This is a genomic window from Candidatus Nitronereus thalassa, from assembly GCF_032191465.1.
Lineage (GTDB): Bacteria > Nitrospirota > Nitrospiria > Nitrospirales > UBA8639 > Nitronereus > Nitronereus thalassa.
In genome coordinates this window covers 2,850,522-2,873,922 of sequence record NZ_JAQOUE010000001.1, presented here as the reverse complement: position 1 = coordinate 2,873,922, position 23,401 = coordinate 2,850,522, and the positions used below count along the sequence as shown (strand labels likewise).

General features: G+C 49.9%; 20 protein-coding genes. 10 read left to right on the top strand and 10 right to left on the bottom strand.

The window, feature by feature from the left end:
* The first annotated feature begins 12 nt into the window (after window positions 1-12).
* Window positions 13-870: an aminodeoxychorismate lyase gene (gene pabC, locus PPG34_RS12845; RefSeq protein WP_313833769.1), complete on the top strand. Its 858-nt coding sequence runs from the start codon at window positions 13-15 to the stop codon at window positions 868-870.
* 561 nt (window positions 871-1,431) lie between these two features.
* Here the strand turns inward: pabC and PPG34_RS12840 are convergent.
* The 4 genes from PPG34_RS12840 to PPG34_RS12825 form a co-directional block, all read right to left on the bottom strand.
* On the bottom strand, window positions 1,432-1,776 hold the full coding sequence (locus PPG34_RS12840; RefSeq protein WP_313833767.1) for a hypothetical protein: 345 nt from the start codon (window positions 1,774-1,776) through the stop codon (window positions 1,432-1,434).
* Between the two features lie 97 nt (window positions 1,777-1,873).
* Complete coding sequence (locus PPG34_RS12835; protein ID WP_313833766.1) at window positions 1,874-2,389, bottom strand: hypothetical protein; 516 nt, start codon at window positions 2,387-2,389, stop codon at window positions 1,874-1,876.
* A gap of 653 nt (window positions 2,390-3,042) precedes the next feature.
* On the bottom strand, window positions 3,043-4,665 hold the full coding sequence (nadB, locus tag PPG34_RS12830; RefSeq protein WP_313833765.1) for an L-aspartate oxidase: 1,623 nt from the start codon (window positions 4,663-4,665) through the stop codon (window positions 3,043-3,045).
* A gap of 61 nt (window positions 4,666-4,726) precedes the next feature.
* A complete protein-coding gene (locus PPG34_RS12825) occupies window positions 4,727-5,209 on the bottom strand; it encodes a hypothetical protein (RefSeq protein WP_313833764.1) in 483 nt (160 codons plus the stop codon).
* Window positions 5,210-5,486: 277 nt separating this feature from the next.
* On the opposite strand from PPG34_RS12825, the gene PPG34_RS12820 reads away from it, so the two are divergent.
* The 3 genes from PPG34_RS12820 to PPG34_RS12810 all read left to right on the top strand — a co-directional run bounded on the left by PPG34_RS12820 (window position 5,487) and on the right by PPG34_RS12810 (window position 7,707).
* Window positions 5,487-5,582, top strand: coding sequence for an AURKAIP1/COX24 domain-containing protein (locus PPG34_RS12820; protein WP_313833762.1), 96 nt, complete (start codon window positions 5,487-5,489; stop codon window positions 5,580-5,582).
* A 29-nt stretch (window positions 5,583-5,611) separates the two neighbouring features.
* Window positions 5,612-5,833 (top strand): DUF6812 domain-containing protein, encoded by a 222-nt coding sequence (locus PPG34_RS12815; protein ID WP_313833761.1) that lies wholly within the window; start codon window positions 5,612-5,614, stop codon window positions 5,831-5,833.
* Between the two features lie 116 nt (window positions 5,834-5,949).
* Window positions 5,950-7,707: an ABC transporter ATP-binding protein gene (locus PPG34_RS12810; protein WP_313833759.1), complete on the top strand. Its 1,758-nt coding sequence runs from the start codon at window positions 5,950-5,952 to the stop codon at window positions 7,705-7,707.
* Between the two features lie 44 nt (window positions 7,708-7,751).
* Here PPG34_RS12810 and PPG34_RS12805 read toward each other — a convergent pair whose 3' ends face one another.
* Entirely contained in the window at window positions 7,752-8,417 is a 666-nt protein-coding gene (locus PPG34_RS12805; protein ID WP_313833758.1) for a hypothetical protein, read from the bottom strand.
* Between the two features lie 344 nt (window positions 8,418-8,761).
* Here PPG34_RS12805 and PPG34_RS12800 point away from each other — a divergent pair, with 344 nt between their 5' ends.
* The 6 genes from PPG34_RS12800 to PPG34_RS12775 all read left to right on the top strand — a co-directional run bounded on the left by PPG34_RS12800 (window position 8,762) and on the right by PPG34_RS12775 (window position 13,496).
* Window positions 8,762-9,418 (top strand): class I SAM-dependent methyltransferase, encoded by a 657-nt coding sequence (locus tag PPG34_RS12800; RefSeq protein ID WP_313833757.1) that lies wholly within the window; start codon window positions 8,762-8,764, stop codon window positions 9,416-9,418.
* A 48-nt stretch (window positions 9,419-9,466) separates the two neighbouring features.
* Window positions 9,467-10,147 (top strand): type 1 glutamine amidotransferase, encoded by a 681-nt coding sequence (locus PPG34_RS12795; protein ID WP_313833756.1) that lies wholly within the window; start codon window positions 9,467-9,469, stop codon window positions 10,145-10,147.
* A gap of 209 nt (window positions 10,148-10,356) precedes the next feature.
* Complete coding sequence (locus PPG34_RS12790; RefSeq protein WP_313833755.1) at window positions 10,357-11,532, top strand: LL-diaminopimelate aminotransferase; 1,176 nt, start codon at window positions 10,357-10,359, stop codon at window positions 11,530-11,532.
* Between the two features lie 70 nt (window positions 11,533-11,602).
* Entirely contained in the window at window positions 11,603-12,160 is a 558-nt protein-coding gene (folK, locus tag PPG34_RS12785; RefSeq protein ID WP_313833753.1) for a 2-amino-4-hydroxy-6-hydroxymethyldihydropteridine diphosphokinase, read from the top strand.
* A complete protein-coding gene (gene panC / locus PPG34_RS12780; protein WP_313833752.1) occupies window positions 12,161-13,012 on the top strand; it encodes a pantoate--beta-alanine ligase in 852 nt (283 codons plus the stop codon).
* Between the two features lie 73 nt (window positions 13,013-13,085).
* Entirely contained in the window at window positions 13,086-13,496 is a 411-nt protein-coding gene (locus PPG34_RS12775; RefSeq protein ID WP_313833750.1) for a potassium channel family protein, read from the top strand.
* Window positions 13,497-13,517: 21 nt separating this feature from the next.
* Here the strand turns inward: PPG34_RS12775 and PPG34_RS12770 are convergent, their stop codons facing one another.
* From PPG34_RS12770 to PPG34_RS12750, 5 genes are all read right to left on the bottom strand, one after another.
* Window positions 13,518-14,399: a transglutaminase family protein gene (locus PPG34_RS12770; protein WP_313833748.1), complete on the bottom strand. Its 882-nt coding sequence runs from the start codon at window positions 14,397-14,399 to the stop codon at window positions 13,518-13,520.
* Complete coding sequence (locus tag PPG34_RS12765) at window positions 14,396-16,987, bottom strand: circularly permuted type 2 ATP-grasp protein (protein WP_313833747.1); 2,592 nt, start codon at window positions 16,985-16,987, stop codon at window positions 14,396-14,398. The genes PPG34_RS12770 and PPG34_RS12765 overlap by 4 nt, the downstream gene beginning before the upstream one ends.
* A gap of 67 nt (window positions 16,988-17,054) precedes the next feature.
* Window positions 17,055-20,381, bottom strand: a complete 3,327-nt coding sequence (locus tag PPG34_RS12760; protein ID WP_313833746.1) for a transglutaminase family protein — start codon at window positions 20,379-20,381, stop codon at window positions 17,055-17,057.
* Between the two features lie 206 nt (window positions 20,382-20,587).
* Window positions 20,588-21,493 (bottom strand): formylglycine-generating enzyme family protein, encoded by a 906-nt coding sequence (locus PPG34_RS12755; RefSeq protein ID WP_313833744.1) that lies wholly within the window; start codon window positions 21,491-21,493, stop codon window positions 20,588-20,590.
* Window positions 21,483-23,207, bottom strand: a complete 1,725-nt coding sequence (locus PPG34_RS12750) for a PhoX family protein (protein WP_313833742.1) — start codon at window positions 23,205-23,207, stop codon at window positions 21,483-21,485. Before PPG34_RS12750 ends, PPG34_RS12755 begins: the two co-directional genes overlap by 11 nt.
* Window positions 23,208-23,401 lie beyond the last annotated feature (194 nt).

The window sequence follows — 23,401 nt, the reverse complement described above, 5'->3', positions numbered from 1 at the left end:
ACATTCCTGAATATGTGGGTGTATCTCAACCAACAATTTGTTGAAGATGACCAAGCCCGAATTTCCGTATTTGATCGTGGCTTCTTGTTTGGCGATGGAGTGTTTGAGACGCTACGTGTGTATGACACACGACTCCTCTTTCTCAATCGCCATCTTCAGAGATTACACCAGTCGTGTGAGTTGCTTGGCCTTTCTCTTCCTACACCTCACCCAGAGTGGGAGACTCTTCTTCAAGAAGTCGTCGAACGGAATGACTTGCACCATTCCATGATTCGCATCACCATTTCGCGCGGAGTTGGTGGAGTCGGTCCTGATCCGTCAGGATGCTCAAACTCGACGATTGTCATGTTCCCAAGGCCAGTGCCTCAACTTTCGAAAGATCAAAAAAAACATGGCGTGAGTCTCACCATCCTTAACACACGACGACAACCTTCCTTGGCCTTGCCATCACAAGTGAAGTCCCTCAACTATCTGAATAATATTCTGGCCAAACAAGAAGCAATCAATGCCCACACCTTCGATGGCATTCTATTAAACACCGAAGGATTTCTCGCTGAATGCACCACAAGTAATTTCTTCTTTGCCAAGGAGCAGCGACTTCACACGCCCTCACTCCAATGCGGAATTCTTCCGGGAATCACGAGAGAAATTGTGCTGGAATTGGCTAAAGAGGAAGGCATAGACGTTCAAGAAGGCATGTACCAACCCGAAGACCTATGGGACGCCGATGAAGCGTTTTTGACGAATACGGGGTTTGGGGTTTTGCCGGTTAATACAATCGAGACTCGACCGTTGACGTCGAGCCGGGAAAGGTCAATAACGAAAACGATTCAGCATTTGTATGAGAAGCATATCGCTGAATCGATTTGAGTAATTATTTATATGCAGGGTTTCGCCCCCGCCGACGAGGTCCTTTTGTTTCGGCAAAAGGACCCAAAACCATTTCCGCCCGTGCGCGCCCTCCGGTGACTCTCCGCCCCAGTCCCGAATTATATGGCTCGGGAACTCGTTCCGAGGTAAACAGCCGCCTCTCCACTCAGACAGCCCTCGCCAGAATAGTCGAATTCGGCACCGCGGCTCCGCCGCGCCCGAAGGCGGGAAGGCATTAAAGAAAAAAGTTCAAACTAGATTCCCTCCTCCATGCAAAATTAGCAATCAAATTTTAAAGGGTTTCCTCTGCAAAACTCAGATTCCATGTAACAGAATGAGGTACTAAGTTACATTTTTGGTGTAACGCTTGAATTAAGCCGACCCGCGAAGCGCGGACCGGCTTGAATAAATTCTTAGTGCGCAGGACTGTTGAACGCCCGTTGAGTGTCAGGCAAGTGGGCAACAATGATCTCTACCGCGGCCATTGCAGCGGCGAGGAGTCTAGTCTCCCGCTGCGGATCTAGTGTCCCTTGGTCAATGAACTTTGAACCATGCATGAGGTTATTGCGTAACATCTGTATCCGATACAAAAAAAACGCGGGTCGGCGAACAACTAGGCCGTGGGGGATCATCCTGCCACTTGAGTTGATCGTTTTCGAGGAGATTGAGCTTCTTGGGCGGACGATCCAGTAGCTCTTCAACTGCAGATCGTTGACGTGACAAAAGTTCGTCGAGTTCACCTAGCGTTTCAGCAAGTTTGTCCCAATCAACTTGTGCTCCACGGTCAGTTTGCTTGGCAAAGCCGGAAGCTTTAAGAGCGAACTCGTATCGGGAGAAAGCGAGGTAGAACTCCGATATTTCCTCTCGGGACACTAACAAAGAGATATTTGGAGTCCGAAGAGTCATTTCTGCGCCTTAATGCTACGCGTGAACGGCGAGAGAAGGCGTTGCGAAGCACCGAAGTAGCGAGTCCGACTCCATGCGCTTGTTAGAGGTCATCTTTCTACTTTCCGTTGAGCGCTTGAATTGGTCCCCAGTTATTGAGATATGCGGAGAAGTCTCGCTCGCCGTTCGAGTACTGTCCTTGAGCGATTGCCAGTTGTTCTTGGCGCTTTAAGCCGCGAGATTCCCAACAACGATTTTTCTCCGTTACCCAAAGATAGCTCTGTATGGATTTCCTTTTCTTGTGAATTGCCTTGAGCCGGATGAGCAGTTCAGACGGTTTGATAATTACAAAATTCGTACTACGGCGCTCGAAGCCAACCAACACAAAAACCCAATAATCGGCTTTAGATTTCGCGATTTTGTCGAGATTCAGGGACCACCAGCCGCAAGCCCTCAATGGCTTTTGAAATATGGAGGGCATGTGTGTAGCAAGGAAATCTCGCGAGAACTTAACCTGTAGGGAAATCGCTTTTTCATTCCCTGAGTCTGTCACCAAGAGATCGGTGCCTACATCTCGGGATGGGACCCAAAGATTGACTCGCCGGAACTTGCGCTCGATGTGGTCACCGACCACAAATTCCCCTGCGTGAATCGTAAACAGTGGCCTCACTTAATGACCTCTAACAAGGTTTAGATGGATCCTTGCAAGACCCTGATCTTAGGGTTTCTGTCCGGATAACATGCCATTGATCTTTCCGAAGTATAAGCCTGAGTCTTTGGCGTTTCAATCAGTTAGGCCTATGTGCTCATTTATCTGGCATCTTATGCGGATTGCATAACACCAATCCCTGTAAAGATTTAGGATAAGGAAGATTTCACCAATTAGAATTTGTGTCCAATTCTTTTTTTCGAGAGCACAGTAAAGAGAACTACACGGGCGGCTTATCTTTAGCTGCGTTGGGCGCGGCGGAGCTGGAGTCCCGAATCGACTTTTCGGCGAGGGCTGTTTGAGCGGAGAGGTGGCTTTGCACTTCGGAGCGAGTTCCCGAGCCATCTTATTCGGAACGAAGGCGGAGGGACCCGGAAGAGAATGGTAAGCTTTTTGACCATTCTCTGGAGGGCCGCGAACGGGCATGAATGGTTTTGGTCACTTTTGCCGAAACAAAAGTGACTCGTCGCGCGGGCGCGAAAGCCCGCAAGATAAATGCAGATCCTTCGCCGCTGGCTCAGGATGACAAGTGAAAGATGAGACTAGGAAGGAGGATTAGGATTACTGACCATCATCACTTACACAATTTTTAATTGTGGAGTCGGTGTCGGGCGTTCGGATTCTGGACATTGAATCTGACTATGAATCTTCCACGCCGATCCTTTGCAACCTGGGAAATCTGCTCGGTAATGCGCGCCAAGACTATGTTCTCGCCACAAGGCGGCTTCCGTGATACACCTCGCCACCTGCATCATATTTTTTACTTCTAAGTCAGGCCGGGTATGAAGAAATCCCTGAACCTGGGGTTCCCAAGCAGAAATTTTGGCCAAGGCCTTGGTGAGAGAGTCGCCGGTACGGACTAATCCCACTTGATCCCACATTAGACGCCGCAAGGAATTCCGAAGTTTTTCGGCATCCTCTAAAGTTCGCTTGGGGCCAAACTCGAGATTCGCCAACCCATGCTTGCGGTCTTTACCCTTGATAGTTGGAGTCCACTGCGCCGCAGAATGCGCGGCACGGACACCAAAGACCAATCCTTCTAATAAAGAATTGCTCGCCAATCGGTTGGCCCCATGCACTCCATTACAGGCGGCTTCACCTGCGGCTAACAAGCCAGGCAGGGAAGTTTCCCCATCAATATTCGCCTTGATTCCCCCCATGAAATAATGAGCACTCGGTGAGACAGGAATCCATTCCTCGGTAATATCAATGTCCACCCGCAAGCAGGTTTGATAAATGGTGGGAAACCGCTTCTTGATATAGGCACTGCCCAAATGGGTTACATCCAAATACACATGACGTGAACGTGATGCGGCCATTTCCGACCAAATAGCCCGAGCCACAATATCTCTTGGCGCAAGCTCCGCGGACGGATGGTACTTCGGCATGAACAACTCGCCTTTACGGTTTCGGAGAAGACCCCCTTCCCCCCTCATCGTTTCTGAAAGCAAGAATGGCGGACTCGATTGATGAAAGAGGGAGGTCGGATGAAATTGAACAAACTCCATATCCTCAAGAATGGCTCCCGCTCGGTACGCCATGGCAAAACCATCTCCCGTGGCATTCGGCGGATTCGTGGTTCTGGCATATACCTGTCCGGCTCCGCCAGTAGTCAAGATGACAGCCTTGGCAGGCAACACCTGAAGATGCCCAGTGGCCTCATTGACCACCCTCACTCCGCAGCATTGGCCATCAAGCACCAACAGGTCCATGATAAAATGGTGGTCGAACCATTGAATGTGACCTTGTTTTTTAGCTTGTTCAAGCAATACGCGAATCATTTCATTGCCGGTAGCATCGCCTTGCGCACGTAGTACTCGATCCCGGCTATGAGCACCCTCTTTAGCAAACACAAACTTACCATCCACTTTATCGAATTGGGTGCCCCAGGCGATGAGTTCTTGTATACGCATCGGACCTTCTTCTACGAGCGCCCGCGCCGCGTCTTCGCGACCAAGTTGATGACCGGCTTTGATGGTATCGGTGAAATGAAGATTCACATCGTCTTCTTCGCTCAGCGCCACAGCCACCCCGCCTTGAGCATAAACGGAATTACTTTGTCGTCGGCTTCCTTTTGTAATGATCAGCACGCGACCATGTTGACTGAGTTCGATGGCCGCTCGCAGTCCGGCGACACCACTCCCAATAACGAGATAATCTGCCTCGGGCCCTAAATGAAAGGTCTGATTCAATGGTGTCATGGGTTTACGTTTTTGGGTGGTCAATTAAACAGGAAACGAGGATAGTGAGATAACTGTGGATTTACGAAAGGGATTCACGCGCGGCCATACCAAAGGGCAAATCGCCATCTATATCTGCTAATAATATGACCTGCTTTCCACTCCAAATCAACACTCCATGTCCTTGTTCAGTCTTTCCAACGATTTGGCCTTGGCGCTGCCATTCCCCTTCCCATCGAACATTGACGGTAGCGCGCCCGCTATTGATCATCATGCGTTCAATCGTGAAATCCAAGTGGATTTTGGCATAGGTCTCGAAGTCACTCTTGATGGTCCGTTGAAGGCGCTCCAACCCCTCCAGGGGCAACATCAACTCTCGGAGGGCATCAGCGTCTTTTTCCCGATAGGCGTCGCGTAAGTGGTCAATGGCAGCCACAATTCGCTCAAACCTGGCATGGTCTTCTGGATATTGGGGAGGCTTGGATTTACAGCCCGAAAAAAACAAAACAAGTACACAGAGAATCACCCAGACGACCATTGACGAACAAGTTTTCGTAACGCGCATAGCGGCATTATAGCGGTGGACGTCCAGGGTCGGTCAAGATTCATTACCGTGAGGCATCCTATAGAAAGGGTAATCCATAAACCAGAAAACACGAATTTTTTGTTTTTCGTGTCACGCCTCTCGCATCACAGTTACTGAATTTTCTTGACACAACTGAAGACCCTATGATACCTCTCAAGTCTTGCCATAAGTCTTTGGGCATCTGTACTTTGCCCTTCGTTTGCATCAACAGGACCGCGACCACCACCTTCCTGATTAAGGAAGTAAAGGAGCTTGAATGTCGAGTGTCGTAAAGAAAAGGCGAAAAAAGATGCGGAAGCATAAACACAAGAAGCTTCGCCGACGCATGAAATTCGCGAAAAGACGGAATTAACTGATCATTCTATAGCCAGGTGGGGGAGGATGCATCTGGGAAAACGAACTAAAATCCGAGTGAGAACGGCGCTGAGCACGTACACGGGGAATTTGTTTATCCCTTCCATGCGCAATCGAGTCTCCGATCTGTTTAATGACGAAGCCGTGTTCTTTATCACGCTGACGGACGTGACGATTGATGGGAAAGAACAAGCGGACTTCGTGGCGCTCAATAAAAACATGATTGAATCCGTCACGCAGTTGGAATAATTCAATCCTTCCTCTGGCTGTGCCACTCTCCGACTTTCCCCTTCTGATATACCTGAGTTCTTGAATTCATTTTGAGCATCGGTTAAAGGCCTTTCGCATAAACTCCTAATTTTCCTATGTCGCTTTTTTCGAGATTTTTCCCCTTCCTTCGTCCCTATCTTTCCCAAATGGTCGGCGCCGGAGTCATGGTCATGGGAGTGGCTGCCCTTAATTTGATTTTGCTACGCATGGCCGGAACGTTATGGGATATCGTCACTGTCCAACGGGATGTGGATCTTATGACGAACACCATCATCATTTTTTTGGGCATCGCGGTCGCACAAAGTGGATTGGCCATGGGACAAAGCTATGTGACCACACAGATCTCTCAACATATCATGGCCGATTTTCGAACGAACCTGTTCGATCATTTACAACAACTCTCATTAAAGTTTTTTGCGAAACGGCGAACTGGGGAAATTTTATCTAGACTCATGAATGACGTGGGAGTCATTCAAACACTCGTCACGGAAACCCCTATTGACTCGGCAAAACACCTGGTCACGTTTATCGGTGGGATTGGCTTTTTGTTGTACATGAATTGGCAACTCTGCCTGCTCATTCTCCTGCTGTTGCCTGCGTTAGTGTTTGTTGCCCGATTATTTGGAAAACGCCTGAAAGCGCTCTCCACCAACATCCAAGATCAAACCGCTGCTCTGACCACACTCATTGAAGAAGTCATCTCAGGAATCCGCGTAGTGAAATCGTTTGTTCAGACCTCTCGGGAACATAGCCGGTTTGGAAAGGCCTTGCAGGCCTTAGTGGGCATGACCTTACGACGGGCTGCGATTCTTTCGGTATTTATTCCGACCATTACGCTGCTCACGTTCATGATGGCCGGCATGGTGTTGTGGTATGGAGGCAAACAAGTCATCGACGCCTCGATGACCCCCGGCGACCTGTTAGCCTTTGTGTTGTTTGCCGGCATTTTAATCGGGCCTTTTGGGTCGGCTGCACGGCTGTTTTCTCAAATCAAAGAAGCTCAAGGGGCCATGCAGCGAGTTTTTGAATTGCTCGATACCCAGCCAGAAGTCATGGAGCAGCCGCAGGCCATCACCCTTCCGACCGTTCAAGGTCATATTCAATTCTCCAATGTGAGCTTTGCCTATGATCCTCGACAACTCGTTCTGTCGGACTTATCGTTTGAAATCAAACCCGGAGAGTTTATCGCCTTTGTTGGGCCCACGGGTTCCGGCAAAAGCACGATCGCCAACCTGGTTCATCGATTTTACGATCCCACCTCCGGGAGCATCACCATCGATGGCCATGACTTGCGGGAAGTATCCCTCCACAGTTTGTATCGCCAAATTGCTCTCGTCCCGCAAGAAACCATTTTGTTTGGGGAAACCATTTTCGAAAATATCCGCTATGGACGAGACACCGCATTGGAAGAGGATGTTATTCAGGCTAGCCAGGCCGCCAATGCCCATGACTTTATTATGGGATTACCCGACGGGTATCAAACCATGATCGGGGAGAAGGGCATTAATCTCTCTGGAGGGCAACGCCAACGTATCGCCATCGCCAGAGCCATTATCAAAAATCCACGTCTGTTAATACTCGATGAAGCAACATCCGCGCTGGATTCGGAATCAGAGCAGCTGGTCCAACAAGCGTTAAATCGTTTGTTTGCCGGACGAACGACGCTCGTAATCGCGCACCGCCTTACCACGATTCAAGAGGCTAACCGGATCTTTGTGCTGAACAAGGGGGTGATTGTTGAGGCGGGAACACATGCAAGTTTATTGCAACGGGAAGGACTCTATCGTCACTTGTATACCTTACGAATGGCAGAACTAGAAGAATCTACCGAAAGCCAAGTGGAAGAGAGATAAATCTCGGCTCTTCCAAAAAAGATAGTACCATCTGCCCTACGACACTATTTAATCTTGGCAAAATCCACATCAAGACTAATGAGCTTTCCGTCCGGAAAAAACACGACGATTTTGGTTGGAGCTTTGGGATCAAGGTCTTGGTAGGAAAATCGTGCGGAAAACCGGGAGACAAAATCCATGTCTGACCCAGGAATTTTTCTTCCACGGCTCGGATTGCCTTTATCTATCGGCATAATATTTTTTGATCCCTGTTGAAGTGCAACCTCCGCGCCCTCAGCAAAAAATTCTTCCTGTCCGCACAAACCCAATTCAATTTCCAAATTAGGCATGGTCAGAATTTCCTGGACTTTGGATTCAGGCATCCGAACTTCCGTCTGCGCCACTTTGGATCGTCGTCCCTCTTCTCGTCCAAAATATTCGAACCAGTAGGTTTTCGTCCGTAATACGGCACTGGTACCACAAGGCTGAATGGCAGGGTCATCCCCGACGCGCGTCGCTTTGTCCGCCAACTGAATGATTTTAAACATCTCCTCATTGGAGGACGCCTTTTCCATGGGACCACGAGCCGCCGCAAGAATCTGATGCGCCTGTTCTAGAGTCAGATCGACATCAATGGCCAACACCGGAGACACCCAAAACCCACAAATCAATACAATCGCACCAAGCTCTTTCCAAAGTATCCTACGAACGATGTATTTCAGAGGGCCCATGAGTCTCCTCCTTTGATCCTGAAAGTTATGAGGCCAATGTAACGATCCACGATGAACGAATAATAGCATTTCTTCCGAGGAAAAAGATTGTAAGAAAGTCCCCTCTTCCTTTTCAAACTCCCAAGGATTCAATTTCCATAAAGAACACTTTCTCTGTCCGTGCGATACCGCTCACTCTTTAATTTGACTCCCAAAATGAAGTCGGTTAGAGTAGCTCCGCATTTTGCTTAGGTGGTCCCTCAAAAAGCTCAGCAGATCAATAGGTTCCGCCTTTCTTCTCCACATTATTTTAACCGTGACCGGACCAAGACTCAAATGAGCAAGGGCCGTGTGTGGGAGTCTGCATGTCTCAACAAGAAGTCACCATGAACCTGGAGAGCCTTGAACGGGTCTACACCAACTATTCTTCGGTGTATGACAAAACATTCGGGAAAGCCTTTGACCAGTCACGAGAAGCCGCAGTCCGAGGGTTACGGATCGCACCGGACGACGAAGTGCTGGAAGTCGGTGTCGGCACAGGGATGGCCCTCCCCCTGTATCCCTCCCATTGCAAAATCACCGGAATTGACCTTTCCGAAGGCATGTTGAAAGTGGCCCAGGATCGGATCAAGGAGCATCGACTGTCCCATGTCACACTTCAGCGAATGAATGCCGGCCAAATGGATTTTGAGGATAATTCGTTTGATATCGTCATGGCGGCTTACGTGGTGACGGCCGTTCCGGATTACCGCCAAGTCGTCTCTGAAATGATTCGCGTCTGCCGGCCAGGTGGACGCATTGTAATGCTGAACCACTTCAGCAATGGCAATAAATTCATCGCCGCCGTCGAAAAACTCATCTCTCCCATGTGTCAAAGAATTGGATTTCGCACCGACCTTTCCTTGCATCACGTGCTTGAAGGCACCACTCTCCAAGTGACCAAAAAAGAAAAGATGAATCCGTTACGATATTGGTATCTCGTCGAATGCGTGAATGCCAAAAATGGCCATGCCCTCTCGTAGTCGCCCCATCCCCTTTCTCTTTCTGAACCCCATCGTCTCCCAGCCCCAATGAAAACAGCAATCTGCTTGCAACATGTTCCCTTTGAAGGGCCAGGAAAATTTCAATCATGTTTAGAAAGATACGGATTCAGTATTAAAAAAATTCTTGTACCCTCTGAGGGAATTCCTCAAAATTTTCCTGATTTGCTCCTCATCATGGGCGGTCCCATGTCGGTCAATGATCCCGATCCGTGGATCAAGAAAGAATTGGAATTTATTCGACGGGCAATCGATTCCGGCATTCCGGTCTTAGGGGTTTGCCTTGGCTCCCAATTGATGGCCACAGCCCTGGGGGGATCCGTTAAGCCGGGGGCTCGTCTGGAAATCGGTCCCACACCCATCGTACTGACCGTGGAGGAAGATATTGATCCGGTCTTTGGAGCATTCCCCCATACATTAGAGGTTTTTCAATGGCATGGCGAAGGGCTGACCTTGCCATCGGGTGCCATCTTGCTGGCATCGTCAGAGCACTTCCCAGTTCAGGCGTTTCGGTATGGGGAACACGCATATGGGTTATTGTTTCATTTGGAATTAGAGAGAGAGGGAGTGGAAGCCTTGTGTCGCGAATGCGCGAGTGATGTTCAAAAGGTAGGAACGACGACGAAGGCGTTGTTGGAAGCCGCTTCGCGAGTCCTGCCACAATCGCATGAATTAGCTGATCGTTTGATTGCCCACATTACTACTGTCTAACATCTTATCCCTTCAGTCGTTCCCGACATTTTTAATTGGAAACCCAGTTTTAAATTTATTCTATGTAGGCTTTCGCGCCCACATAAAACCAATTCCTTCGCCTCATCCTTGATCCCCACCCCACTAGTACAGTAACGTTACCGTTCTTCGATTCATCAACGATTCGCGGTACTTTCTTTAGACTAATACTTAACAAGGAGTCGATTGGAATGAGCGGTTTTCCTATTTCCTATGCCCAACGAATTAAAACCTTGCCCCCATATTTGTTTAAGGCCATCGATGACATGAAACAAGCCGCCGTGGCTCGTGGCGTGGATATTATCAATTTAGGCATCGGCGATCCTGACCTACCCACGCCTGAACCTATCATCAAGGCTATGCAGGAAGCGGTGACTAAACCTCAGCATCACCAGTACCCTTCCTCGAGTGGCATGTTGTCCTTCCGCACTGCCGTCGCGGACTGGTACAAGCGGCGTTTCAATGTCACGGCAGATCCGAAGACTGAGGTCGTGACACTTATCGGGTCAAAGGAAGGGATTGGGCATGTGCCCCTGGCGTTTATCGATCCTGGCGATGTCGTGCTCGTGCCAAGTCCTGGATATCCGGTGTATCCGGTCGCCACGAGTTTTGCCGGAGGAACAATGCATGAAATGGCGCTGACAAAACAGAACAAGTTTCTTCCAGATCTTGGTGCCATTCCCAAGGACATCCTCAAAAAAGCCAAATTGATGTTTTTAAATTCGCCGAACAATCCCACGTCGGTGATTGCGGACAAGCCATTTTTCAACCGTGTGGTGGATTTTGCCAAAGAGCACCACATTATTATCTGTCACGATGCGGCCTACTCTGAAATTTATTATGACGGCAAACGGCCATCGAGCTTTTTGGAAGCAGAAGGTGCCATGGATGTGGGAGTTGAATTTCATTCCTTGTCCAAAACCTTCAACATGACTGGCTGGCGAATTGGCTTTGCCGTGGGACGAGCGGAAGTGATTGCAGGTTTGGCCCAAATCAAAAGCAATATGGATTCGGGGCAATTCCAGGCCATCCAGGAAGCCGGAATCACCGCCCTGGAATCCGACGACCAACTCACCGACGGCCTGCGAGCCATTTATCAAGAACGTCGTGATGTGTTAGTGGCCGGACTCAAAAATCTTGGGCTGCAGTTTGAAACTCCAGCGGCTGCGTTTTACGTATGGATTGAGGTCCCCAAAGGCTATACATCCGCCTCATTCACCGCGCATCTTTTGGAAAAGGCAGGCATCGTCACCACGCCCGGAAACGGGTTCGGCGCTCCAGGCGAAGGGTACATTCGCATGACCATTACCACCACCAAGGATCGATTGGCCGAAGCCGTGGACCGAATGAAGAAAATCGGGTGGTAATGAATGGAGTAGGAAAATTTCCCTCACCCCCTTCTTAAAACGGAGACCCCGAGAACGCATCACTACAATCATGGCTACCGAAACTGCCTTTATTGCATTTGGCTCTAATCGTGGAAATCGACAAGACTTTTGCGACCGTGCCATCGCGTTAATGGGTTTGCTTCCTCATTCCCAGGTCACCGGCACCTCTTCCTATTACGAGACGGAACCCGTCGATATGCCACAACATCCAAACGACACTTGGTTTTATAATGGTGTTGTACGGATTGAGACCCAACTGTCTCCGGAACGGTTATTGGAAATTTGCCAAGAAACCGAACGCAGCCTCGGACGTGACTCCCACGATCAGAATGAACCCCGCACCATTGATTTAGACCTGTTGTTTTTTGGTCAACGTATCATCAATACACCACCCTTGACCATTCCCCATCCACGCCTTCACCAACGCCGGTTTGTCTTAATCCCACTGGCCGAGCTCGATCCCGACTTCGTGCATCCTCAACAACAACAAACCATTCAGGTTTTGCTTGATCAACTAAAGGATTCCCATCAGGTTCGAAAACTCGACCTCACTCCCGGGGCACATTACCGCATCGGCCCATCGTGCTCCCCTCCACCGACAAACTAAATGCGTACGATCCGAACAATTCAAGCCTTTCGAACATGGCGGCGGCAACAAGATTCCCGCAAGACTTCTCTAGGATTTGTTCCGACCATGGGGGCTTTGCATGCCGGCCATCGATCGTTAATTCAAAGGGCTCGTGAAACCTGCGAGACCGTTGTGGTGAGCATTTTTGTCAATCCCCTCCAATTCGGCCCAAAGGAAGATTACCGGCATTATCCTCGCGATCTCATTCGAGACCTCAAAATCTGTGAAGAGGAACGCGTCGATGTAGTATTCGCTCCACAATTAGCCGCACTCTTTCCTCTACGGTTTCAAACTACCGTCACGGTAGGTGTCCTCTCGAAACGGTGGGAAGGGGAATCTCGGCCGTCTCATTTTCAAGGCGTCACCACCATTGTTACTAAACTCTTAAACTTGGCACGTCCGACGCACACGTTTTTTGGCCAAAAAGACTATCAACAATGTGTGGTGATTCAGCAATTAGTCAAAGACCTTGAATTAACCACTAAGATCATCCTTTGCCCCACGATTCGGGATACTGACGGGCTTGCGCTGAGTTCACGGAATCAATACTTAACGCCTTTACAACGCCAACAAGCGAAACTGTTGTATCAAGCCTTATCCGCAGGCAAACAGGCCATTGCCAAGGGAAAATACACGAACAAAGACATCTGCCAAACCATGCACCGCGTTGTAAATACTCATCACGGTATTTCGGTTGACTACCTTGTCTGCTGCGACGCAATGACGCTTGAACCCCTGAAACAGGTGGAAGGGAAAGTGGTACTCCTCGGAGCGATACGATTAGGGAAAGTTCGGTTGATTGATAACCTGTTGGTTCGCGTCAGACATTAGCCAAGACTTATGATCGTCACCAACTATCCATTTTAGAAAACATACAGGTATTGCCATATTCCTCGCCCTGCTCATGACCATTCTTTTAGTGGGTCTTTCCGTCGTAATCCACTATGAAGCGCTCTATACCATCGCTAAGCTTATGGGCCAGGTGAAAATGCGGCCTCGGCGATTGGTTGCCTTTGGTGTTATCGGTGCGCTGATGGCTCATGTAGTAGAGATTTGGCTGTTTGCAATGGGCTACTATGTGCTGATTCAATCAGGACAGGCCGGAACCCTTGGCGGAGAATTTGCTCATGATATCCAGGAATGTGGGTATTATTCTTATGTAACCTACACGACCTTGGGTTTCGGTGACATTACCCCAAGTGGACCGCTGCGATTTGTCACCGGAATGGAAGCCTTAACCGGACTCGTGATGATTACCTGGACCGCTTCCTTCATGTATTTGCAGATGGAACGGCTGTGGAAGAATCATTTATAGAGAACCAAAAGAAGAGAGGTGTTAGTTCCCATCAAGGGGCGCCACATCGACGGCCACGGCTAAGGTATGCTCCCCACCGCCGATCATGAATCCATTGATGGGGCTGACATCTCCATAATCCCGCCCCCAAGCCAAGGTAATGTGTTCACCTCTAGGAATGAGATTGTTGGTCGGATCAAAATCCACCCAACCGATGCCGGGACACCAGGTAGACAGCCAGGCATGCGAGGCATCCGACCCTACCAATTTTTCTTTGCCTTCCGGTGGATGAGTCAGCAAGTAGCCACTGACATATCGGGCCGGAAGCCCCAAACTTCTTAAGCAAGCGATTTGCAAATGTGCAAAATCCTGACATACTCCTTTCCGTGTTTTCAGGATTTCCTTGATCGGCGTGGAGACATCCGTCACGCCCCCTTCATACGTGAAATCTTGGAAAATTCGAGTGGTTAATTCCATCACCCCTGAGAGGAATGGCCGCCCAGGCGGAAAACATTCTTTCCCCAACTCAAAGGTTTCTTCGTTCCCGAGGATATACGGGGAGTCAAATGTAAATTGATAGGCATCCCGACGTTCAAAGTCCTCAGCTTCCTCAACCTGCCGCCGCACCTCTTCCCATGCCGGACTTTGATCCAGCTCGGGCAGGACGGGAGTGGTCACGTCGACTTGGGCGTTGGCATGGACCTCCAGTTTGGGATGCGGAACTTGAACCGTCAGATGCGTGACGGGATTACCGAAATAATCCAGGCTTTCTGATCGCACGGACGGAGCCGGATCGATGATCACTCCTGACCGCTCACAAAACTGATAGGGAAGGGCCCGCGGCGTCAGATGTAATACATGATGGGAAATGGACACAGGTTGGGAATAGCTGAAGGTAGTTCGATGGTTGATGGAAAATTTCATGACATGGCCTTCAACCAATGAGGACCGGAAATTTGTTGGGGCAAGGCATGACTAAAGTAGGTCAAAGCGACGATATCCGATAACTCATGCACCCCGCTCTCCAAATTTCTAACGGTACGATCCAATCCTCCCCTGACTCCACTCTTATGACCTTGCACCAAGACCATCACATCCGCCAAACGAAGGTCCGCAATCATCCGAGTCACCAAACGTTCCGCCGGCGGCAATGTGGCTTGTGAACTATCGCGGGGCAACGCATGCAGATGTTCCTCGACATTCAACAATTGAAAAAGCACTGACCGAGGGTTGGTATCATCGATCAACAACAAATCCATCACCGAGGCGAGATTCGGCTCAGACCGGTACCGCGTCCGATAGGTCAACGATCCATCGGCTAATTCCAACAAGAGACTCAAGGCCTCCGTCGTTTCGGAATTTCCTCGTGTGGAAAGATGCCGAATCAGTTTGGTGGTATCGCGCATCCGTTCCAATCGCCGCCCCATATCCAGAAACCGCCAAGCATAACTGCGCGTCATATTTTCCAGGATCATGCCATTGAGTGCAGCCAAATGATGGACCATACGGCTCAGGAGGCGAAGCGCTTCATCTAAACTTTGGCCATGGCGTTGACTCCAGGTTCGCGGGATGGTGGCCAACTCCATGAGAATCTGCCACGTATCCAACGACAATCGGTGTCGCAATGGCTCAGCCGTACGATGGACATTGCCCAACACTTGCGAGAGGCCATCGGGGGAATCCAGGTCAAACAGCAAGGCCCATAATTCCCGCCTCACGACTAGCGGTCCACCCTCCAGTGCCCGCTTAGCTTTTCGTTGGGACACTTGCTCTTTAAACAACAGCAACGAAATCAATCGTCGCACAATTTCTGAATCCGGGCTTAATCCTGCTTCCCCGCTGATTCGAGAGACGAGACTTCTCAACAACCGGACCGCCCCCTCAGCTCGTTCGACATATCGCCCAAACCAAAACACATTATCGGCGGTGCGGCTCGGCAAATCACGGCCGCCCCTTTTTAATTGAACAGCCAAATGGGGTTGTACCACCACCGAAGATTTTTCCAACGGATCGTTCCGGAGAACCCACACATCTTTACTAAAGTCTCCGGGTTCATGCCAATGCCCTCGGGGATCAGACTTCACCGACACGCGGGCAAGTCCACCTGGCATGATCCGATACCCATTGGCCGTGGCCGTCAAATACACCCGCAATGTCATGGGGACTGGGGTGAAGGTATGCTGGTCCGACCAGAAAGGGGTCGTCGAGGGAGACACGATTTCGCGTCCGACAAATTGAAATCCCTTGCGATGAATTGCCTGTCGCAATTCACTCAATTTATCCGAGGACAAATCAGGGCCAATATAAGACGTGTGCTGATGCACACCCCCTTCGCTCTGCGCCAACACCTTGCGAATCAGTAAACGGTCTAGATTGTCCAAGACATATTGTCGCTCCTTTTCCTGTCCACACCACCAGGTCGCCACACTCGGGATTTTCAGTTCTTCACCTATTAGGGACTGAGAAAGGCCAGGAAGAAAACTCAACAAGGCTTCACTTTCCACCAACCCACTACCCAAGGCATTCGCTATAGTGACATGACCAGCATGGACCGCTTGAAGCAACCCAGGAACACCCAACGCCGAATTCGTCTTTAGCTCCAGTGGGTCGCAGAAATCCGAATGAATCCGGCGCAACACCAAATCGATTGACTTTAACCCTTCCACGGTTTTGAGAAACAACCGATCGTCACGAACCGTAAGATCCGAGCCCTCGACTAAGGGATACCCCAAAAACCGCGCGAGGTAGGCATGTTCAAAATACACCGCGTGCTGAGGCCCAGGAGCCAACACCACGGCTCTTGGATCCTCTCGATTCGACATTTGTAAAAAGTCCTCGCTGAAGGACTGGAAAAAGGAACTCAACGGTTGGATCGCTTGTTGAGATAACAACGTCGGCATGGACCGGGAAACAACTAACCGATTTTCCAGGGCATAGCCAACCCCCGAAGGCGCTTCGGCCTTGTCCCGCAATACCCACCACTGTCCACTGGGAGATCTCGCCAAATCAAACGCCAGAAAATGTAGGTAAGTTCCGTTTTGAACTGGATTCCCATGGCAGGCCGGTAGAAACTGTGGGTTTCCGTAGACCAACGCAGCAGGGATCTTTTTTTCCTTAATGAGCCGCTGAAGCCCGTACAAATCGACGAGAATATTATTCAACACATGCGCGCGCTGAATGAGTCCTTCTTCTAAGAATTTCCATTCGGTCGGGTTGATTAATAACGGAAATAAATCCAACTGCCACGGTCGTCCCGTTTTCTGCGTTCCATCCTGCGCCAGATACGTCACCCCGTTTTCATGAAGAATGCGGGCCGCCGTTTCCCGGGCATGACGAACTTCTAGTTCAGTCAACGAACTAAAGTGGTTCAAGAGATCTTGCCAATGAGGGCGAATCTGTCCATCAGAACTTACAAGCTCATCAAAAACGTCCGGATTTGGAAGATAGGTATTCATAGACAAAGGTTTTGAACTAACTTCATCTTGCAAAGGGGAAGAATTCATACTACTCATGGGTGGCAACCTTGTAAAATTTCATGACCGTGCGAAACTCCCATAACAGCCTAAGTAATAAACCATGTCACCCACCACTCGATGTCCACCGTAAATCCAACGTACAGGGAAATTCTGGCCGTGTTTCATCCTGAGGTTCAGCATAGGACCCACCGGTATGCCCAAATGGAAAAAATCTAGACAGACGGCGGCTTTCAGCGGCGTAGGCATTGATTGGATAGTCCTCAAAATTTCGCCCGCCTGGATGCGCCACATGATACGTACAGCCTGCTACCGCGCGTTGCGACCATGTGTCATATACATCAAACACCAAAGGGGAATGAACTCCAATCGTGGGATGCAGACAGGTCGGAGGCTGCCAGGCTCGATACCGCACGGCTCCCACGGCCTCCCCTTGCCTTCCCGTGGAAATCAATGGAACTCGATGTCCATTACAAGCCACCACATACCGAGAATCCGTGATTCCCGAGACTCTCACCTGGACTCGTTCGACAGACGAATCCACATAACGCACGGTTCCACCGGGAGCGCCTTCTTCCCCTAGAACATGCCAGGGTTCCAACGCAAGTCGTAATTCCAACTTCAGGCTGCCATGAGATACCTCGCCATAGGAAGGAAATCGGAATTCCAAATGTGGGGCAAACCATTCTTTTTCGATAGGATAGCCCTGCTGGTTCAAGTCATCGAGCACATCCCAGAGATCTTCCTCTAAAAAATGAGGCAACATAAACCGGTCATGTAATTGCGTTCCCCAACGAACCAACTTCCCTTCATCCGGTTGTTTCCAAAACCTAGCGGCAATCGCCAACAGTAATAATTGTTGAACGAGACTCATGTGCGCATGGGGCGGCATTTCAAACGCGCGAAATTCCACCAACCCTAAACGTCCGGTAGGACCATCGGGTGAATATAGCTTATCGATGCAGATTTCTGTTCGATGTGTATTGCCAGTGACATCCGTCAAAAGATTCCGAAACAGGCGATCCACAAGCCACGGCGCGGGAGGCCTTGCCCCATTCCCCGGCAAAGGCACTTGCTGAAAGGCCAACTCTAATTCATGCAGAGAATCATGACGCGCTTCATCAATTCGAGGAGCTTGACTGGTGGGTCCGATAAACAATCCGGAGAACACATAGGATAAGGCAGGATGCCGCTGCCAAAATGCAACCAAACTTCGTAGCAAATCTGGTCGACGCAAAAACGGACTGTCTTTCGGAGTCGCCCCCCCTAACACCATATGATTGCCACCACACGTTCCGATATGACGGCCGTCTAGCATGAATTTTTCGGTTTCCAAACGGCTCGCCTTGGCATCTTCGTACAGCCCCATGGTGATGTCCACCATTTCCGACCAGCTCCCGGCGGGCTGCACATTCACTTCTAACACGCCAGGGTCCGGAGTCACTTTAAGGACTTTAATTCGTGGATCATGAGGAGGGGTATATCCTTCGAGGTGCACAGGGTGATGCATTTCCGCGGCTGTATCTTCAATCGCAGCCACTAAGTCCAAATAATCTTCCACCATTTCCACAGGTGGGAGAAATACCCACAACTGGTCGTCGCGGGACTCCACCGTTAATGCGGCACGCACTGGTTGACCAGAACCATCCTTGCCTGTTTGACCCATCACCTGTTGAGGAAATTCTCCTTGTCCCTGGCTACCGCGCAAGAACGGTTGACGTTTGGGTTCAACCTCAGGCAATTGGCCTCGTTCCTCAAAGGGATCAGTGGGGACAATATAGGGATACTCCCTGGGATCTAAATGCGGCAAGGAAGAGTACGGCAATCGAAACCCAATTGGCGAATCTCCGGGAACCAAAAATAGATGCTTCGACCGAGTGCTCCATGGCTGGGAATGCCACCGACGGCTGCCATCCCGCGCATTCCATCGCTGAATAGGCAACACAAATCCTTTGGGCTTACCTAATCCTCGTTCAAAGACTTGGGCCAGGCGGGTACGCGCCATGGGGTCATCCAGTTTATTGGTAGCAGGATCAAGATTCTCTGGAAGTTTTCGTTCTTCTTTAAGGAAATGCCAGGGATCTTCATACGCCGGAGTAATTGCTTCGGACGTCACTTCCACTCGGCGAGCAATACCCTCAATCAACATTTCCGCTTCCTTTAGCGTCCCACGTCCAGGAGCCCGCATGCCAGCAATCAGAGTTTCATCCTTCCACAGAGGGATGCCGTCTTCTCGCCAATACAAAGCAAACGCCCAACGCGGCAGTTGTTCTCCGGGGTACCATTTCCCTTGACCAAAATGAACCAAGCCCCCTGGCGCGAACCGATCCCGCAATTTGAAAATAAGATCCGTGGCCAACTTCCGTTTCGTAGGCCCCATAGCCTCGGTATTCCATTCCGCGGCATCCGGGAAATCCATGGCCACAAATGTTGGCTCCCCGCCAATCGTGATCCGTACATCATTCGCTACTAATTCTTGTTCCAGCTGTTGGCCACATTGATTGATCGCATGCCATTGCTCTGCTGAATACGGCTTGGTCACACGAGGCGTTTCTAAAATTCGCTGCACGCTCATGGCGTAGGAGAAGTCTGTCGTGCATGGCTCCACATCTCCACTCAGTGGGGCTGCGCTCCCAGGGTGCGGAGTGGCCGCCAAGGGAATGTGTCCTTCGCCAGCCAACAGACCTGACGTCGGATCCATTCCAATCCACCCGGCACCTGGCAAATACGCTTCAGCCCAGGCATGGAGATCCGTAAAATCTTGTTCGGGACCAGCAGGACCATCCAATGATTTTTCGTCGGGAGTAAGTTGAATTAAGTATCCGGAAACGAAACGGGCAGCAAACCCCAGCTGTCTCAGAATTTGCACCAACAGCCAGCCAGAATCACGACAAGAGCCATTTCCCAGCATCAAGGTTTCGTCCGGCGTTTGGACGCCGGGTTCCATCCGAACGATATATTGAATTTGCGATTGAAGCGCTTGATTGAGGCGAACGAGGAAATCGACGGTCCGCTCTTCCGAGATAGATTTCCATTGGCGCACCCATGCGTCTACTTTGGGACCAGACGCACTGGTTTCTAGGTAGGCGCGCAAGTCCTTTTCTAAGACCTCATCGTACTCAAAAGGTACAGTTTCCGCATGCGGCTCAAGAAAAAAGTCAAAGGGGTTATGAACGACCATGTCGGCCACCAAATCGACTTCAATGTGGAATTCTTTTACTGGGTTCGGGAACACCACCCGCGCGAGATAGTTGCCATGTGGATCTTGTTGCCAATTCAAAAAGTACCCCTTGGGTTCTATTTTTAAGGCGTAACTCACTATCGGGGTGCGACTATGAGGGGCTGGTCTTAAACGAATGACCTGAGGGCCCATGGAAACCCGACGATCATAGATGTAATGGGTTTGATGATTGAGTGCGACGTGCAACGCCATGGTATGGTTCCTTAGGATTATTTGGGAATTTTCACGTTTAAGAGAACTGGAGCTTAATATGTACGCTAGGTCAAAATATAGGGATCCCTACTTAACGACTCCGTATCATAGCAATTCCCTGGTGATTTAGCAGCTTTCACTTCAATCGATGAAGAAGGAACGTTGTACGAAGGTTGAAAGAATGCCTAATGGGAATGGGAAAGGGGCTATTTATCATTCACGGACTGGGCACAACGAAACCCGACATTCGGTGACCGTTTTGTTGGTATGGCACCATTACGGGTTGCGGTTCGAAGGAGCTGAGATCGACTCCGCCACGATCCCCCTCGTACACTTTTATATCGCCCAACCTCCGGACCTTGAGGATTTCGTTCAGGCATATGCGGATAATAATCTGGACCGAACCAATCATTCACCCATTCCCGCACATTACCCGCCATATGACTTAGACCATAGGGACTGCGGCCCTCCTCAAAACTATCTACGGCTGCCACGAGGGGTATTTGATGCACATGATACAAGCCCGAGACAGCCAAATCCGCATTAGGGACTTGGCTGCCCCAGGGAAATAAATTTCCCTCCGTCCCGCGGGCGGCTTTTTCCCATTCGGCTTCGGTGGGTAATCGTTTATGGTGGATTTTGCAAAATTGATCAGCCTCTTTCCAATCCATGTACATGGCTGGCCATCGCGCCATGACATAATCTGGAAGTGCATGGACATCGATTAAATGCCAAATGAGGTGGCGAAGTTTATCCGGCACTGGAAGGCTTTGTTGGTTCAAAAACGCCAAATACTCTGCCATACTGACCTCATCGCGATCGATCAAGTAGGCATCAAGCCAGATTTGTCGCTGGGGAAATTCTGTGTCGTCATACTGAGTTTCCAACCCAAAAGGATCATCATCCTTTCGCACGGTTCCCATAAGAAAGCGGCCTTCCGGAATGTGAATCATGGGCGACGGTTGCGCTAGTTTGGCAATGGCTTGAAGATGATTTTCTAATTCCGGCGGAGGAGTAGTACTGTCTTGGAGGGCAGAGGAAGTAAAGGGGTCAATCACCAATCCCAATAATATAAATATCCACAAACACCTTCTCATGCGTTTAATAGCCATTCTCAATCAACCACACTAGCTGACCGCCCTCAAACAAATTGGCCTTGGCGATTAATCCATCTTGAACCGAATGTGCCTGAATGGTCGACAAAAATAGCTTCTCTCCAGGATTGGGCTCAAAAAGATGAGTCACATCTAGAATACCTGAGGATTCCCACGCCCCGACAACCTCGGGGGAACTCTCTGTCTCACCTTGCTGGAATCCAATTGATCGATTCATTCTCGCCACTCTTTGAATGGTGCCCTTCAACGGATCTAACTGCCAAACCGAGGCCTCCTCATGAGACTGCCCTCCAAACCAGGGAGGTAAACTTTTCGCCATATCTTCTTGCACATAGATAAACCCATCGTCAGCCCAGTCTAGGTTATCAGGATTTCGAATGCCATAATCGGAACCAGGAACTTGCCCTCCACCAGCGTCATCACCATCATAGAGAATCGTGAGCAAGCCCGACATTGAGTCGAAATCCACATCAACTTGATATAGGGCCCCCCAGGCATCATGAGAGAATACGGTATCTCGACCGGTGGACGCCAAGACCGCACGCGTTCCAATGCGAGGATGCGTGCTCACATCTTCCGGACGAGAAAATTGAAAAGCGCCACCAGCCTTGGCTTCTCGACGAAGCGTCAACCCATTTTTATATCCCCATTCATCATATCCCGGCTGCCCCGCTTGAGCCGAATCCTGAACCGCCAGTTTGATCCATTTTCCGGATAGCTTCTCTCCCGTTGAGTGAAATGTGTCAATGGTGGTTCTTCCATCATTCGAGGTAAAGTAATAGAGGTCGCCGATCAATAACCCGTTTCGATTGAGAAAGTCAGTGCGCGGAGCATTAACACTGAAGGAAAGCCTCTCTCGAATTTCAAAGAGCGAGGCATTTTTTTTGCCGATGAATAACCACAAAGGAGCCGTTACCACATGGCTGGGAGAAGTCTGGCTCGTTGCCGCTTGACCAAACGCATGAGGCTCTGTTGATTGTGGGTGTGCATCATCGCCGATAAGGAAAGCGACGCGTTCTCCGCCAATGGATAAGGGGGCCGTGTTCTCCCAGGCCATACGGCCAGCAGCGGGAACAGCGTAGAGCCTTTGAGATGCCACATCCAGCGCCCACAACGAACCTCCATGCGGGTGATCAATTGGATCAGGCACCTCTTCGTGCGTAAAAAAAATCGTGTCCACAAACCCAAACTGTCCGGCTTCCACCAGCTGCGCCGAGCAGAATAAGGAGAAACCAAATATCTGGTTCTTGGCCTGGTTAATCTGGCTGGCACTGGTCACCTTTTTTCCCTGGCGATCAATGACTGAATCAAACGCCAATCCGCTATTGACGACCACCCGAGTTTTTCGATCAAGGTCGACAAAGCTCACTCGGGCCCCAGTTAGGAGTGTTTCATTACGCAATCGATAAGGATATCCGGCATCCCGTCGTAATTCATGATTGACAAATACCCGCACGGTTCGCTCATCCAACAACATGGCACCTAGACCATCCATTTTCCCCACGGGCTGGTATCGCCCGCCCAACGCATTCGGATCTGTAGAAGGAAGATGATCTCCTACCGTCACGATTGGGACAGAATGCCAGTCTTCCAATCCCGTCAACATGGAAGCTTGCTGACCTTCCGCCTTTCCATAAAAAGACAAAGGTAAAAACAGAAGAGCCAACATGCCAATGATAAAAATGTGGGGATTTCCCTGGCTTGTCATCATGGTGACTTATACCAGAATAGGGCTCTGCACCAATAATCCTTAAAAAAATTCACCTCCATATTATTGGAGGGCTGAGATTTGTCGGCAAGCGGTAGCCATCTAAAAATATTTTTCCCTCCCGCGTTTCCCGATGAATAAGCATGACCAAAGCACAGGATCACGCACTATTCCCTCATTTCTGTTACACTATGTCT